Raw genomic sequence first — 15659 nt, forward strand, 5'->3', positions numbered from 1 at the left:
TGCAAAAAAGATAATTTTTCCTAGAGCTTAAGAGCTCTTCGTCAAAATTCCTATTTTTGTTATACTCGTTTAACGAACTTAATATCTTAAATAAAGGAGTTATCTCATGGAAGTGGCTGAAATCCGCCAAAAAATAGTAGAAAATCAAGAGAAGTTGACTAGCTTCAGGAGGTCTCTTTGACTTAGATCGTTTGGAAGAAGACATTGCGCTTCTTGAAAATAAAATGACTGAGCCAGATTTTTGGAATGATAATATTGCAGCACAGAAAACATCTCAAGAATTAAATAGTTTGAAACAAACTTATGAAACATTTAACCAAATGCAAGAGCTCTCGGATGAAACAGAGCTTTACTTGGAAATGTTAGACGAAGATGATTCTGTTCAAGCGGATTTGGAAGAAAGTCTTGAAAAACTTGATAAAATTATGACAAGTTATGAAATGACACTTCTATTATCAGAACCTTATGACCGCAACAACGCCATCTTGGAAATTCACCCGGGATCAGGTGGTACGGAAGCTCAAGACTGGGCTGACATGCTTTTCCGTATGTATACACGTTATGGAAATGCCAAAGGCTTTAAAGTTGAAACACTTGACTATCAAGCTGGTGATGAAGCCGGAATCAAGTCAGTAACTCTTTCTTTTGAAGGTCCAAATGCTTATGGGCTTTTGAAATCTGAAATGGGTGTTCACCGTTTGGTTCGTATCTCACCATTTGATTCAGCTAAACGTCGTCACACATCATTCTCTTCTGTCGAAGTAATGCCAGAATTGGATGATACGATTGAAGTTGAAATTCGTGATGATGATATCAAGATGGATACTTTCCGTTCTGGTGGTGCTGGTGGACAAAACGTCAATAAGGTTTCTACTGGTGTTCGTTTGACCCACATTCCAACAGGAATCGTTGTTGCGTCAACTGTTGACCGTACTCAATACGGTAACCGTGATCGCGCTATGAAAATGTTGCAAGCAAAACTTTATCAATTAGAACAAGAGAAAAAAGCGCAAGAAGTGGATGCTCTTAAAGGTGATAAAAAAGAAATCACTTGGGGAAGTCAAATCCGTTCATACGTCTTCACTCCATATACAATGGTTAAAGACCACCGTACTGGATATGAAGTTGCTCAAGTTGATAAAGTCATGGATGGTGACATTGACGGCTTCATCGACGCTTTCTTGAAATGGCGTATTGATTAACTCGAAAGTAAAATTTTAGGATAACAAAATCGTAAAGGAAAATACAAATGGCATTAATTGAAATGAAAGGTGTAACTAAAAAGTATCACCGCTCAACAACTGCTTTGAGAGACATTAACGTGTCTGTCAATCCAGGTGAATTTGTTTATATTGTTGGTCCTTCTGGTGCTGGTAAATCAAGTTTCATTAAATTGCTTTACCGCGAAGAAAAAGTCTCTGCTGGAACACTTAAAGTTGGAGAATTTAACCTTACAAAAATGAAAAAACGTCAAATCCCAATTTTGCGTCGTAGCATTGGCGTTGTCTTCCAAGACTACAAACTTCTTCCTAAGAAGACTGTTTTTGAAAACGTTGCTTATGCCATGCAAGTAATTGGTGAAAAGCCACGTGAAATCAAAAAACGTGTGCCTGAAGTGCTTGAGCTTGTCGGGCTTAAACACAAAATGCGTTCATTCCCTGATCAACTCTCTGGTGGTGAACAACAACGTGTGGCAATTGCGCGTGCCATCGTTAACAATCCAAAAGTTTTGATTGCTGACGAACCAACTGGTAACCTTGACCCAGAAATTTCTTGGGAAATCATGCAATTGTTAGAACGTATTAACCTTCAAGGGACAACCGTTCTAATGGCAACTCACAACAAACAAATCGTTGATAATCTTCGCCATCGCGTTATCGCTATCGAAGAAGGACGTATTGTCCGTGATGAAGAGGAAGGAGAATACGGATATAATGATTAGAAACTTTTTCCGCCACTTATGGGAATCCATTAAAAGTTTGAAACGTAACATTTGGATGACCATTGCTTCAGTTAGTTCAGTTGCAATTACTTTAACTTTGGTTGGTATTTTCGCTGCTGTATTGATGAACGTTGAAAAAATTGCTCAAGGTATTGAAAACAATATTCAAATTAACGTTTATTTAGATGTTAACTCAGCTGATAACTCAGAAACAAAAACAAATGAAGTTGGTGAAACTGTTCAAAACGATGCTTTCCACCAAGTTTATGACCAAATCGATGCTCTTTCTGGTGTTAAATCTGTCAAATTCTCAAGTAAAGATGAGCAATTAGCCAAATTAAAAGAAACTTACGGTGATGATTGGGCAATGTTTGATGGTGACTCAAACCCATTGCAAGATGTCTACGTTGTAGAAGCAACATCAGCTGCTAAAGTTAAAAAAATAGCTAATAAGATTTCTAAAATTGAAGGCGTTGAATCTGTCGATTACGGTGGATCAAACTCAGATCAACTTTTCAAAGTGTCTAAATTTATCCGTACATGGGGATTTGCCGGAACAGTTCTTTTGGTTATCGTAGCTATCTTCTTGATTTCAAATACAATCCGCATGACAATCATGTCTCGTCATCGCGATATTGAAATCATGCGTTTAGTTGGTGCTAAAAATTCTTATATCCGTGGCCCATTCTTCTTTGAAGGTGCTTGGGTAGGATTACTTGGAGCAATTGTACCATCAATTGTTATCTACTTTGCTTACAAAGCTGTTTATGCATCAGTTAATCCACAATTTGAAGTACAAGGTTTAACATTGTATCCTGCTGATTCATTCCTTCCAATGATTATTGGTGGTATGTTCTTAGTTGGTATTCTTATTGGATCTCTTGGTTCAGTTATTTCAATGAGACGTTATCTTAAAATTTAACATAGAAAAACAACTTCTGAAAATCAGAGGTTGTTTTTAGTTTACAAAGTTTGAGATAGCAGTAGCAATTTGTTTTTCTTGATTTTTTGGTGAGATAGTTGCATTGCTATCTTTTGCTTGGTGACCGTAATCTCCAAATTCACTGTGATATCCACCAAAAATAGATAGGTAGGTTGTATCGCTTGACAGCTTTTTTTAGCTGATTTGTATTGGTCCCATTTGAGAATTTTATCATTACTAGCTGTGATTGATAAGACTTTCAAATGACGTTTAGAAAGATTAACTTTTTTCTGAAGGGTAGCTTGCAAGTAAGATTAAGCCAGAAATATTATCTGATTTTATAGAGTTTGCTTTCATACAAGCAACAACGCCACCAAGAGAGTGACCAGCAAGATAAACATTTTTTAGCTTTGATGACAGATAAAGCTTTTTGACTTGAAAGGATTGGAAGATTTAGTGGTGTTTTCAAAATATAGACGTCATATCCTATCTTTGATAAGTCTTTTGCTAAGCCAGCATAAGCTTTTTCTTCGACAAGGGCACCTTGGTAAAAGATAATATTGGCTTTTGTACTTCCTTTGCTTTCAAAGAATAGATAGTCTTTAGTGATTTTAGCGGATTTAGCAGCTGCCATAGAGTTCGGGTGTGCTTGGTAATCTTGTGGCGAATAAAACCAAAACTTAAAACAGCAGTACTGCTAAACAAACTAAAAATTAGAGTAGAAATTTTTTTAGTTTTTCATCATGCTTGAAAATAAGGATTAAAGTTTTTTTCGTGAGCGATAGTTGTTTCACGACCGTGTCCAGGGTAAACAGTGAAATGATTTGGCAAGCTAAAGAGTTCATCTTTGATGCTTTCAAGCAGCTGCTTGCTATTTCCAGTTGGCAAATCAGTTCGCCCAATAGTCTCTCTAAAGAGAGCATCGCCTGTAAGAACCAGTTCATCATCAGGAAAGACTAGAGAAACACTTCCCCAAGAGTGCCCGGGAGTTTGACGAGCTTGAAAACGAAAACCAGCAATGGCATAATCGTCTTGGTATTGGAAATGGTGTTCAGCTGGTTTTAAAACCACATCATCCATATCTGCATGGCGATCTAAACCTGAAAAGTTATCTTTGGGTGAATAAAGCCAAGACGCTTCTTTTTCAGAGATATAAACAGGTGGCTGTCCAAAAGCATCACGAATGACATCAAGTCCCATGATGTGGTCATAATGCGCATGAGTAATCAAGATTGCTGCTACAGGCTTATCAAGAGCGGTAATCTTTTCTTTAATTTTGTCGGTATCACTACCTGGGTCAACAACAATGATAGCTTGATCATTGACCAATAAGTAAGTATTTTCACGTGCAACGTGGTTTAATAGTCTATAAATCTTCATAGAAAAAGTTTATCAAAAAAGTCTTTAAAAGTCATATAATGTCTTTTCTCAAAAGGGCTTTTTTCAATATCTTATTTTTGAGATTAGGTGAATGTGTGTCTTAAAAATGGTATAATCTATATGTTATGATGCAAGTTAATTCTCAAAAATATGCTGTTGTAGATTTGGAGGCAACGGGTGCCCACGCAATGGCAGAAATTATTCAGGTTGGCATTGTCATTATTGAAAATAATCAAATTGTGAAGACTTATCAGACGGATGTTAATCCGCATGAAGCTTTGTCTGAACACATTATTCATTTAACAGGGATAACTGATGAGCAATTGGCTAAGGCGCCAGATTTTTCACAAGTTGCTCAAGAGATTTATCACTTGATTTCAGATTGTGTCTTTGTTGCTCACAATGTGAAATTTGATGCCAATCTTTTAGCAGAAAAATTATTCTTAGAAGGCTACGAATTGCGTACGCCGCTTGTTGATACGGTAGAGTTGTCACAAGTTTTTTATCCGACCCTTGAAAAATACACGCTAGGTCATTTAGCAGAAGTTTTACAACTTGATTTAACTGATGCTCACACAGCGATTTCTGATGCTTATGCAACAGCTCAGTTATTGTTGAAGCTAAAAGAAAAAATGGAAAGCTTGCCAAAAGGACTTTTAGAGCAGTTATTACCATTAGCAGATAATCTTCTATTTGAAACGGGCATGCTACTTGAAGAGAGTTTTAAAAAGGCAAAAGTCATGTCAAAAAAAAATTACCAAGAAGTTGGAGGACTTATTTTACGACGTGATAAGGCTATTGGTAGTGAACGTAAGTTATCAGAAGACTTTGACCTTAATATGGCTCTTTTGGGTTTAGATGCCCGTAAGAAACAAAGCCAATTTGCTCAAATGGTTAAAGATGATTTTCAATCATCCAAAGTGTCATTTTTAGAAGCGCAGGCTGGTCTTGGAAAGACCTATGGTTACCTTTTACCTCTTTTGCAGATGGTTCAAGATGAGCAAATCATTGTTTCTGTACCAACTAAGATTTTGCAAGATCAGATTATGGCTAATGAAGCTAAGCAAATTCAAGAGGTCTTTCATATTCCTTGCCAATCTATTAAAGGTCCTGGAAACTATATTAAGCTAGATACTTTTGCAGAAAGCTTGCATAGAGAAGGTGATAATCGTTTGGTGAATCGCTACAAGATGCAGTTGCTTGTTTGGTTGACTGAGACCTTAACAGGGGATTTAGACGAAATTCGACAAAAGCAGCGCTTTGAAGCTTTCTTTGAACAGATTAAGCACGATGGTAATTTGAGTGAAAAATCACTTTATAAAGATGTTGATTTCTGGAATCGTACTTATGAAAATGCTAAGCACAGCAAACTTTTAATCATCAACCATGCTTACTTTTTAGAACGTGTCCAAGATGATAAAGCCTTTGCGGCTAAAAAAGTTTTGGTTTTCGATGAAGCTCAAAAATTAATTCTGAATTTGGAACAATTTTCACGCCGTCGTGTTAACGTGACGCAATTGGTGCAAAAACTTGAAAAACAATTGGATGCTGCTTTACCAACGCTTGAAAAACGCTTAATTGAAAGTCTGTCTTTCCAATTAAGTCATCTTGCCACGCGTTTTTATCAAGATCAAGAATCTTTCGTGACAACAGAAGATGCTCATCGCCTTGAGCAAGCCGCAAAAGAATTAGTTGCTGTTAATTCTGACTGGCGATATCTTTGTTTGGAAGATTTACTAGCCTTATTTGCACAGCCATTTACAGACTTTTGGTTTGAGACAAGTTATGAAAATGAAAAACGTCAAACCTACTTAAATGCAAGTAGTGACGAGCTTTTGAATTTCAGCGATTTTTTACCGGAAACTCGCAAGACTTACATGATTTCAGCAACATTACATATCAGCCCTCAAGTGAGCTTAGCTGATTTACTTGGTTTCGAGCAGTATCATTACATGAGCATTGAGCGTGATAAGCAAGAGTCACAGCGTATTTGGATTGATGAGGAAATGCCAAATATTGCTGAGATTTCTGATGAAGACTACGCTAAAGTAATCGCAGAGCGAATTTATCAGATCAGGCAATTGGATGAACAGATGTTAGTGCTGTTTAATTCTAAAAAAGCTATGCTTGATGTTTCCAATCTTCTAGATGAGATGGAACTTCACCACTTAACACAAGAGAAAAACGGAACAGCTTATAATGTTAAACGTCGTTTTGAACGAGGTGAAAGTCACATTCTTCTTGGAACCGGAGCGTTCTGGGAAGGTGTAGACTTTGTGCAATCAGATAAAATGATTGAGGTGATTACACGTTTGCCATTTGAAAATCCTAAAGATTTATTCGTTCAGAAAATTAGCAATCACCTGCTTGCTCAAGCAAAGTCACCATTTAATGATTATTCCTTGCCTTTAGCAATTTTGAAATTAAAACAGGCTATTGGAAGGACTATGAGACGCGACAATCAACGTTCGGCTGTGCTTTTACTAGACTCAAGAATTTTAACAAAATCGTACGGAAAAATAATTAGTGATGCTTTAGCTGAAGAATTTTACATTTCTCATCAAAAATTTTCAAAGAGTCTCACTGAAATAAAGAATTTTCTGCTATAATAAAAGGGATAAACAAAAAGGGAGAAGTAAATGAAAAAATTAACTCCAGTAAAACAATATTTACTTGGTTTTAGCTTGATTTTATTAGTTCTCTTGATTTCTGCTGCATCTGTTTTGGATTTGGCGATACAGCCAAGACAGAGAGCAGAAAAATTGGCGACCCAAGTAGCCATTGAAAAAGCTGACTTAGTTAAAACGTCTTCTGTTGACCTTTACAACGGTTCTAAGACATACTATAGTGTTTTTGGAACGACAGCATCAGGCGAACAGAAGATTGTCGCTGTCGGTGAAGACAATGGTAAGGTATTTGTTTATTCTGTAAATGATGGGATTAGTCGTAAACAAGCTGAGCAAGTAGCAGCAGCAAATGGAGCGGCTGGTATTTCAAAAGTCGTTTACGGAATTGATGGTAAGACCCCTATTTGGGAAGTTACAGCTACTGATGGTTATTATCTTGTGAATTTTGAAACAAGTGAGCTCGTGAAGAAGGAGGGCATATGACAAACTTATCAAATCGCGTGTTGAACATGAAAGAAAGTGTGACTTTAGCAGCAAGTGCGCGTGCCAAAGCCTTGAAAGCACAAGGTCGTGATATTCTATCACTAACTTTGGGAGAACCTGATTTTGTAACTCCTAAGAATATCCAAGATGCTGCAATTGAAGCTATTCAAAATGGTAAAGCTAGCTTTTATACTGTTGCTTCTGGACTTCCAGAATTGAAGGATGCTATTAATACCTACATGGAAAATTTCTACGGTTATTCAGTTAATCGTAATCAAGTCGTTGTAGCGACAGGTGCAAAATACATTCTTTATACTTTCTTTACAACTGTTCTTAATCCAGGCGATGAAGTTATTATTCCAACACCATGTTGGGTGTCTTATGTCGATCAAGTTAAAATGGTTGATGGTGTTCCAGTGACAGTTGCAACAACCGAAGCAAATGATTTTAAAGCTACTGTAGAACAACTTGAAGCTGCTCGTACTGATAAAACAAAAGTTCTTTTGTTGAATTCACCATCTAATCCAACTGGTATGATTTATAGCCGCGAAGAATTAGAAGCAATTGGTAATTGGGCTGTTGAACACAATATCTTAATCTTGGCAGACGATATTTATGGTCGTTTGGTATATAATGGAAATGAGTTCACACCTATTTCATCAATTTCTGAAGCAATCAGAAATCAAACAGTTGTCGTAAATGGTACATCAAAAACTTATGCCATGACTGGTTGGCGTGTAGGTTTTGCAGTTGGTAATGAAGACATCATCTCAGGCATGTCAAAAGTTATCAGTCAAACAACATCTAACTTGACTGCTGTTTCACAATATGCAGCAATCGAAGCTCTTACAGGACCACAAGATTCTATTGAAGCTATGCGTCAAGCATTTGAAGAACGTCTTAATACAATCTACCCATTGCTTTGTGAAGTCCCTGGGTTTGAAGTGATTAAACCTCAAGGTGCTTTCTACCTATTCCCTAATGTGACAAAAGCAATGGAAATGAAAGGTTACACTGATGTCACTGCCTTTACAACAGCTATTCTTGAAGAAGCAGACTTAGCTCTTGTTACAGGTGCTGGTTTTGGTGCTCCTGAAAATGTTCGCTTGAGCTATGCAACAGATTTGGATACTTTGAAAGAAGCTATAAGACGTTTGAAAGCCTTTATGGAAAAATAAGATGTCCAAAAAACGAAAACTTATTATTGCATTAGTTGCTTTTTCAGGAATCGTTGCAGTTGGACTCGGTATTCATTTTAAACCAAATTCTCCAGAATTAACCAAACTGGGGGATTACTCAATTTCTTCTAAAGGTATGCGTTTTGAAATCGATTTGGCTAGTAATAGTACGACTGGCTATACTTGGGTTGTTAGTAAGGTGGATAAAAGTAGTTTGACACTTGATGACGTTATTTATCAATCTTATCCAAGTAAGGATAATCGACTCGGTTCAGGTGGTTACAATCGCATCACTGGAAGAGTCAAAAAAGCTGGTCAGCAAGAATTTGATTTGACGTATTGCCAAGATTGGGACGGAGGTAAGAAAGAGATGACTTATCACGTTACTATCAGTAGCTCTAAAACTAAAATTAATAAGATTAAACTGACAAATGTGTCAGAGTAATATTTGAAAAGAGGAATTATGTCTAAAGATTACGTATCAATTATTGATGTTAAAAATCATGTTGGCGAAGAAGTCACAATTGGGGCTTGGGTAGCTAACAAATCAGGAAAAGGAAAAATTGCTTTCTTACAACTTCGTGATGGGACAGCGTTCTTCCAAGCAGTTGCTTTCAAACCAAACTTTATTGAAAAATATGGTGAAGAAGAAGGAACTGAAAAATTCAACACTATTAAACACCTTAGCCAAGAAACTTCTATCCTTATCACTGGTATCGTTAAAGAAGATTCACGTTCAAAATTTGGTTACGAACTTGATGTGACTGACCTTAAAATTGTAGGTCACTCAGAAGATTACCCAATCACTCCAAAAGAACACGGTACTGACTTCCTTATGGATCACCGTCACTTGTGGTTGCGTTCTCGTAAACAAATGGCTATTATGCAAATCCGTAACGCTATCATCTACGCTACATATGATTTCTTTGATAAAAATGGTTTCATCAAATTTGATAGCCCAATCTTGTCTGGAAACGCTGCTGAAGATTCAACAGAATTGTTTGAAACAGACTACTTCGGTACACCTGCTTACTTGAGTCAATCAGGTCAATTATATCTTGAAGCTGGAGCTATGGCTCTTGGTCGTGTCTTTGACTTTGGTCCTGTATTCCGTGCTGAAAAATCAAAAACTCGTCGTCACTTGACTGAGTTCTGGATGATGGATGCTGAATATTCATTCCTATCACACGAAGAATCACTTGACCTTCAAGAAGCTTATGTTAAAGCACTTATTCAAGGTGTTCTTGATCGTGCTCCTCAAGCTCTTGAAATTTTGGAACGTGATGTTGATTTGCTTAAAAAATACATTGCAGAACCATTCAAACGTGTTTCTTACGATGATGCTATCGATCTTCTTCAAGAACACGAAAATGATGAAGATGCTGATTATGAACACCTAGAACACGGTGATGACTTCGGTTCACCACATGAAACTTGGATTTCAAACTACTTTGGTGTTCCAACATTTGTTATTAACTATCCAGCAAGCTTCAAAGCCTTCTACATGAAACCAGTTCCTGGTAACCCAGAACGCGTTTTGTGTGCTGACCTTCTTGCACCAGAAGGGTATGGAGAAATCATCGGCGGATCTGTCCGTGAAGATGATTACGATACACTTGTTGCTAAAATGGACGCTCTCGGAATGGATAAATCAGAATACGAATTCTATCTTGACCTTCGTAAATACGGTTCAGTGCCACACGCTGGATTTGGTATTGGAATCGAACGTATGGTAACATTCGTAGCTGGAACTAAACACATCCGTGAAGCTATTCCATTCCCACGTATGCTACACCGCATTAAACCTTAAAAATAAAAAATACAAAAAGCCTGAACGTTTGAAGTTTAGGCTTTTTAAGTTTATTTAAGAAAGCTTTGCTAAAATCTCCTTAGGAGAGGTGATTAACATGATAACTTATATCGCGAAAATTACCTTTTTTGATAAGACATTTTGTATTGCACTGGACCTTAAAAGAGTGTCGCAGTCACTCTTAGCACAAATTAAGCAACAGGTAGGTCTAGTTGAGCAGGATTTAAATGCTTGGCAAGAAGCATTTTCTGATAGGGTTGAAAGACTATCAGGTGATTTCTTTTTCTGCAATACTTTTTTTATCAGAGCTTTGCAGGAACATTTTTCAGACTTAGGAAAGCATGAAGCGGTTGCTTCGATTACTTGTCAAACTTTGAAATAAGAAAAGACCAGCTTGTTAAAAGCTGGTCTTTATGTGTCTTTACCCTTTAGCAGCCATAAGGTTTGGTGCAAAGGTTTTAAGAGATTTGATAATGGCAAATACTAGGATAAGGCTGATAAGGCGATCAGCGTAGTCAGTAATGGCTTGTACGAAGACGAGACTTACTGTCATATCGATGCCAAGACCATGTAAAATTTGTGCTAAGATTCCTGAGCCACTTGAGGTAATACCATGGAAAAGAATTACTGTGATACTTGATGATACAATGGTTCCAGGAAGTGAGACAAAAAGACTTTTCCAGATTAATTCTTTTGTTTTGCTTGTTTCCTTAACGAGGAAACCTGTGATAAAGGCAGCAACAATAGCAACAGGCGCAAAATAGATAGCAAAGATGTCGGTTGTCATCCAACTAATAAGTGCGCTAATAATAGCAGCGCCAGCACCCAACCACGGTCCAAAGACGACAGCAACCAATAAAGTTCCAATCATGTCAAGGTAGATTGGTAAGCGCAGAAAGAGTGCAATATTTGCACCAATGTAGTTAATAGCAATGGCGATGGCCATAAATGAAATAAGTCGAGTAGATGATTGTTTCATGATTTAACTTTCTAACTGTAGATTTTTAAGATCATCTTGAATGATGTCTCTTTGTGCATCTAAAAGTACGGTTAGAAAATCTTGCCAGAATAAAGCAGGGTTTACTTGCGTTAGGATTGTGCTATTTTTAGGTTTGTGGTAAAAATCATATTGGTCCACGACTGTTTGACCAAGAGCGATACCTTCAGTCACAACATCAGTATAGGCATCGAATCCAGAACAAACGTCGCTATTAACGAAATATGCTAAGGCCAGCGGGTCATTAATGACACAACCGATAATATGTTCGTATTCCCAGTGAAAATCAAAGTAAAAGCGGGTAATGTTAGTGATGAATGATGTCATTTCAGCGTTAATACGACTCATATATTCTAAGTGATTTGGGGTTAATACAATGTGACGAGTAACATCAAGACCGACCATTTCCACTTTACGTCCTAAGCGTTGAAAAGTGATTTGTGCGGCATGAGGGTCACACCAGTAATTATATTCAGCGACTGGTGAACAGTTACCGTGTGATTTGAAATTACCACCCATGCTGACAAAGCGGTGACAGTTTTTGCCGAGTTCTGGGTTAATCTCAAGAGCTTTGGCGATGTTAGTTAAAGGCCCAAGGGCGATGATAGAAGTATTTTGAGGTGTTTTAAAGTAATCAGCTAAGAATTGCTCTGCTGATTTTTCTTGAACGCAAGGCGTATGCTTGAGCTCAAAATCATTTTCCCCGAGGCCATCCATACCATGTGTGTCTTGGGCAGAAACATAGTCGCGTTTTAAAGGGGCATCAGCACCTTTGTAGACTGGAATATCTAGACGATTGAGGAGTTCTAGACTTGTAAAAGCATTTTTAATGCCAAGATCTGTTGGGCAATTTCCAGCGACAATGGTAATAGCAACAACTTCCAATTCAGGATGTTTTAAAGCATAAAGCAGAGCAAGGGTGTCGTCGATACCAGGATCACAATCGATAATAATTTTTTGTTTGGTCATTTTGTCCTCCTTTCCTAAGAAATTTTTATAGAAAATAAAAAATAGCCTTGTTTTATAAAAAACAAAGCTACTCAAAAAAGACGCTCTAAGAAGAGCTTGTCAATAGATAGATAGCTAGTTTTTTATTCTGGGAGTTTTCGAACCAGTCCAAAAGTAGTACTTTTGATTATGCACGCCTTCTATTATATAAACAAATCACTTTTTTGTAAATATTTTAAAATAATTGGATTTTTATTCATTAATATGTTTCAATTTTCAGAATATTTTGTTATAATAATCCTAATCTATTTGAGAGAAGGTGAAAATTTATGGCGAAAACAATTCATACGGACAAAGCGCCAGCAGCAATTGGTCCTTACGTTCAAGGAAAAGTTGTTGGTAACTTCCTTTTTGCTTCAGGCCAAGTTCCTTTGTCACCTGAAACAGGCGAAGTTATTGGTACAAGCATTCAAGAACAAACCAAACAAGTCCTTAAAAATATTTCTGCTATTTTAGCAGAAGCAGGTACTGATTTTGACCATGTGGTCAAAACAACATGTTTCTTAAGTGACATGGATGACTTTGTTCCATTTAATGAAGTGTACGCTACGGCCTTTAAAGCTGATTTCCCAGCGCGCTCTGCTGTTGAAGTTGCTCGTTTGCCAAAAGACGTCAAGGTAGAAATTGAAGTCATCGCTTATCTCGACTAGATGTTCTCTTAATATTATTTGACACGAAAAAAGTTCGCTACTCTCTCGGCGAACTTTTTTCATTTTTTATTTATTTAGAATTGACTAAAGAAGCTTTTTGCATCTTTTTAGCTGTTGTCATCATCAAGCGAATACGATTCAATTGGTTAACTTCAGATGAGCCTGGGTCGTAATCGATTGGTGAGATATTAGCCCCTTTGAATTGTCGGCGAAGTTCTTTTAACATGCCTTTACCAACAATGTGATTTGGAAGACATCCAAATGGTTGCAAACAAACGATATTTTTAACACCGTTGTTAAGCAATTCAATCATTTCACCCGTCAAGAACCAGCCTTCACCGGTGTGATTACCGATTGAAACGACTTTTGCAGCACCTTTTGCAATATCGTAAATGGATTCAATACCTTCAAAGCGCTCAGATTTTTCAAGTGCTTTGTTCATTGGCTTCTCAAGAAGATTGATAGCATCGATACCAAGCTTAGCTAAGCGTTTTGATTTTTGGCTCATGTTGAGTTCGTCAGCTTTCCAGATTTGGTTAAAAAGTGAGTAATTCATAAAGCCAATCAAGTCAGGAACAACAGCTTCGCCACCTTCATTTTCAATGATAGCAACGATATCGTTATTTGCTGTAGGAGCATATTTAACTAAAATTTCTCCAACCACACCAACTCGTGGTTTTTGTCCAAAATCAATGGTTTCAAGTGTGTCAAACTCTTTGATGATACGTTTCATATTGTGATTGAACTCGAAGTATGAGCCTGATTTGATATTTTTACGGGCAATTTCTAACCATTTTTCATACAAAGCGTTGGCAGAACCTGGAACAGCTTCATATGGTCGGACACGGTAAAGAACGCGTTCAAAGAGGTCACCGTAGAGAACACTGATAAGCAGACGTTTCACAAATGGTAAAGTGATATTCCAACCAGGTGTTTCTTCGGTACCTTGATTTCCCATAGAAACAGAAACAACAGGAATCTGAGGATATCCAGCATCTTTTAAGGCTTTTCGTAAGAGTGGGATATAGTTTGTTGCACGGCAGCCACCACCTGTTTGTGTCATCATAACACTGGTATTATCGAGGTCGTATTTACCGCTTTGAAGAGCTTCAATTAATTGACCAATGGTAATGATGGCAGGGTAGCAGGCATCGTTATGAACAAATTTTAGACCAACATCAACGGCTTTACGGTCCATAGCTGGTAGAATGACAACATTATAACCGGCTTGTTTGAAGGCTTCTTCAATAAGACCGTTTTGGTGAATTGGTGAAAGCATTGGCATAAGAAGAGTGTGGCGTTTTTTCATGTCTTTAGTAAAGACAGGTTCTTTGATTTCTTCTTCAGTTGCAGCATTGAATTGAGGAGCTTGGTTGAAAATGTGATTGAGATTGGCTTTTTTAGCTTTCTTATCACGTTCTTCAACGGCTGCTTTGAGGGAACGAAGACGAATACGGATAGCACCGAGGTTGCTTCCTTCATCGATTTTTAGCACTGTATAGAGTTTATTGTGAGCTCGCATGATTTCTTCGACTTGGTCTGTTGTCACTGCATCAAGTCCGCAACCAAAGCTATTGAGTTGAACTAATTCAAGATTAGGATTTTTAGAGACTACTTTAGCAGCAGCGTATAAACGTGAGTGATAGACCCACTGGTTAACCACGCGTAGACCAGCTACCTCTTCTAAACCTGATACCATATCTTCAGTTAAAACGTGGAAACCTTCTTGCGTAATAATATTAGCAATCCCGTGATTGATTTCAGGGTCAAGGTGATATGGGCGTCCAGAAAGAACAATTGCTTTTTCATTGTTAAGAGCTAGTCGACTAAGAAGTTCATCAGCTTTGTCTTGTAAATCTTTTTTGAAGTCAGCTAAGACTTGGTAACCATGTTCAACGGCATTTCGAATATCATCGATAGTAATATCATCATAATCTGCAAAGCTCTTGGCAAGTGATTTGACAACTGATTCGTGGTCAGCAAGATTCACAAATGGGTGGAAATAGTTCACTTCACCATTACGAATCGGGTCCATATTTTTTTCAATGACTTCTGGATAACTTTGAACGATTGGGCAGTTGTAGTGGTTAGGTGCTTTGCTATTTTCAATTTGCTCGTAGATGACACTAGGATAGAAAATGGCATCAACTTTACGGTCAATTAAACTTTGAATGTGACCATGAACCATCTTGGCAGGATAACAAACTGTATCACTTGGAATAGTTTCAATTCCTTTTTCAAATAAACGTTTGTCTGATTTTGGTGAGATTTGAACACGAAAACCTAAATCAGTAAGAACAGTATGCCAAAGTGGGTAATTTTCATACATGTTTAGCACACGAGGGATCCCGACGATACCATGGACAGCATCGCGTTTTGATAAAGCTTTGAACTTGAAGAGTTTTTTGTATTTGTAATCGACCAGATTTTCTTTTTGGTTGCTACGGTCAAATTTAATTTTAGTGACTTTTTCAGCTCCGCGTTCACAACGGTTACCAGTAACAAATTTTGAACCATCGTTAAAGATTGTAACGGTCAAGGCACAGTTATTTTCACACATGCCACAACGTGTGAATTCTTTTTGAGTGGTAAATTGATCGAGTTCTTCTAACCCCATTAGGCTTGATTTGTTGCGATTGGCTGTCAGTAATGTTTCAGTCAT

At 37.5% G+C, this 15659-nt stretch carries 13 protein-coding genes, 2 pseudogenes and 1 riboswitch; of the genes and pseudogenes, 10 read left to right on the forward strand and 5 right to left on the reverse strand.

Annotated features, from left to right (window positions below):
• Window positions 1–106 precede the first annotated feature (106 nt).
• The 3 genes from prfB (at window position 107) to ftsX (ending at window position 2864) form a co-directional block, all read left to right on the forward strand.
• Window positions 107–1202 (forward strand): peptide chain release factor 2 gene (gene prfB / locus BLP98_RS00880; RefSeq protein ID WP_142349347.1). Its coding sequence is split into 2 segments (ribosomal slippage): window positions 107–178 and window positions 180–1202, totalling 1095 coding nucleotides; the frame shifts between segments, so codons are not numbered across the junction.
• Window positions 1203–1249: 47 nt separating this feature from the next.
• Window positions 1250–1942 (forward strand): cell division ATP-binding protein FtsE, encoded by a 693-nt coding sequence (gene ftsE, locus BLP98_RS00885; RefSeq protein WP_074481476.1) that lies wholly within the window; start codon window positions 1250–1252, stop codon window positions 1940–1942.
• The gene (ftsX, locus tag BLP98_RS00890; RefSeq protein WP_074481477.1) at window positions 1935–2864 is read left to right on the forward strand and encodes a permease-like cell division protein FtsX; all 930 of its coding nucleotides are present in this window, start codon (window positions 1935–1937) and stop codon (window positions 2862–2864) included. Before ftsE ends, ftsX begins: the two co-directional genes overlap by 8 nt.
• 36 nt (window positions 2865–2900) lie before the next feature.
• Here the strand turns inward: ftsX and BLP98_RS00895 are convergent.
• Together BLP98_RS00895 and BLP98_RS00900 are read right to left on the reverse strand one after the other, a co-directional pair.
• Window positions 2901–3474: pseudogene (locus BLP98_RS00895) on the reverse strand (alpha/beta hydrolase).
• A 131-nt stretch (window positions 3475–3605) separates the two neighbouring features.
• Window positions 3606–4244: an MBL fold metallo-hydrolase gene (locus tag BLP98_RS00900; RefSeq protein WP_074481478.1), complete on the reverse strand. Its 639-nt coding sequence runs from the start codon at window positions 4242–4244 to the stop codon at window positions 3606–3608.
• Between the two features lie 125 nt (window positions 4245–4369).
• Between BLP98_RS00900 and BLP98_RS00905 the strand changes: the two genes are divergently transcribed.
• The 6 genes from BLP98_RS00905 to BLP98_RS00930 all read left to right on the forward strand — a co-directional run bounded on the left by BLP98_RS00905 (window position 4370) and on the right by BLP98_RS00930 (window position 10724).
• Window positions 4370–6853, forward strand: a complete 2484-nt coding sequence (locus BLP98_RS00905; protein ID WP_074481479.1) for a bifunctional DnaQ family exonuclease/ATP-dependent helicase — start codon at window positions 4370–4372, stop codon at window positions 6851–6853.
• Window positions 6854–6883: 30 nt separating this feature from the next.
• Entirely contained in the window at window positions 6884–7354 is a 471-nt protein-coding gene (locus BLP98_RS00910) for a cell wall elongation regulator TseB-like domain-containing protein (protein WP_074481480.1), read from the forward strand.
• Window positions 7351–8532 carry a pyridoxal phosphate-dependent aminotransferase gene (locus BLP98_RS00915; RefSeq protein ID WP_074481481.1) on the forward strand — a complete coding sequence of 394 codons (1182 nt, stop codon included), beginning with the start codon at window positions 7351–7353 and terminating at the stop codon, window positions 8530–8532. The genes BLP98_RS00910 and BLP98_RS00915 overlap by 4 nt, the downstream gene beginning before the upstream one ends.
• Before the next feature lies 1 nt (window position 8533).
• Complete coding sequence (locus BLP98_RS00920) at window positions 8534–8977, forward strand: protease inhibitor I42 family protein (RefSeq protein WP_074481482.1); 444 nt, start codon at window positions 8534–8536, stop codon at window positions 8975–8977.
• Between the two features lie 18 nt (window positions 8978–8995).
• Window positions 8996–10342, forward strand: coding sequence for an asparagine--tRNA ligase (gene asnS, locus BLP98_RS00925; protein ID WP_004232648.1), 1347 nt, complete (start codon window positions 8996–8998; stop codon window positions 10340–10342).
• Window positions 10343–10439: 97 nt separating this feature from the next.
• Window positions 10440–10724 carry a hypothetical protein gene (locus BLP98_RS00930; protein WP_074481483.1) on the forward strand — a complete coding sequence of 95 codons (285 nt, stop codon included), beginning with the start codon at window positions 10440–10442 and terminating at the stop codon, window positions 10722–10724.
• Window positions 10725–10763: 39 nt separating this feature from the next.
• Here BLP98_RS00930 and BLP98_RS00935 read toward each other — a convergent pair whose 3' ends face one another.
• Both BLP98_RS00935 and BLP98_RS00940 read right to left on the reverse strand, forming a co-directional pair.
• Entirely contained in the window at window positions 10764–11321 is a 558-nt protein-coding gene (locus BLP98_RS00935; protein WP_074481484.1) for an ECF transporter S component, read from the reverse strand.
• 3 nt (window positions 11322–11324) lie between these two features.
• A complete protein-coding gene (locus tag BLP98_RS00940; protein WP_074481485.1) occupies window positions 11325–12308 on the reverse strand; it encodes a nucleoside hydrolase in 984 nt (327 codons plus the stop codon).
• Between the two features lie 108 nt (window positions 12309–12416).
• A riboswitch (PreQ1 riboswitch) is annotated at window positions 12417–12460 on the reverse strand.
• A gap of 156 nt (window positions 12461–12616) precedes the next feature.
• Between BLP98_RS00940 and BLP98_RS00945 the strand changes: the two genes are divergently transcribed.
• A complete protein-coding gene (locus tag BLP98_RS00945; RefSeq protein WP_006532694.1) occupies window positions 12617–12997 on the forward strand; it encodes a RidA family protein in 381 nt (126 codons plus the stop codon).
• A gap of 70 nt (window positions 12998–13067) precedes the next feature.
• On the opposite strand, the pseudogene BLP98_RS09505 reads toward BLP98_RS00945, so the two are convergent.
• Window positions 13068–15623: pseudogene (locus BLP98_RS09505) on the reverse strand (acyl-CoA dehydratase activase-related protein); the annotation flags it as partial.
• Between the last annotated feature and the right edge of the window lie 36 nt (window positions 15624–15659).

The sequence above is a fragment of the Streptococcus equinus genome (assembly GCF_900104225.1).
GTDB classification, from domain to species: Bacteria; Bacillota; Bacilli; order Lactobacillales; family Streptococcaceae; genus Streptococcus; species Streptococcus equinus_D.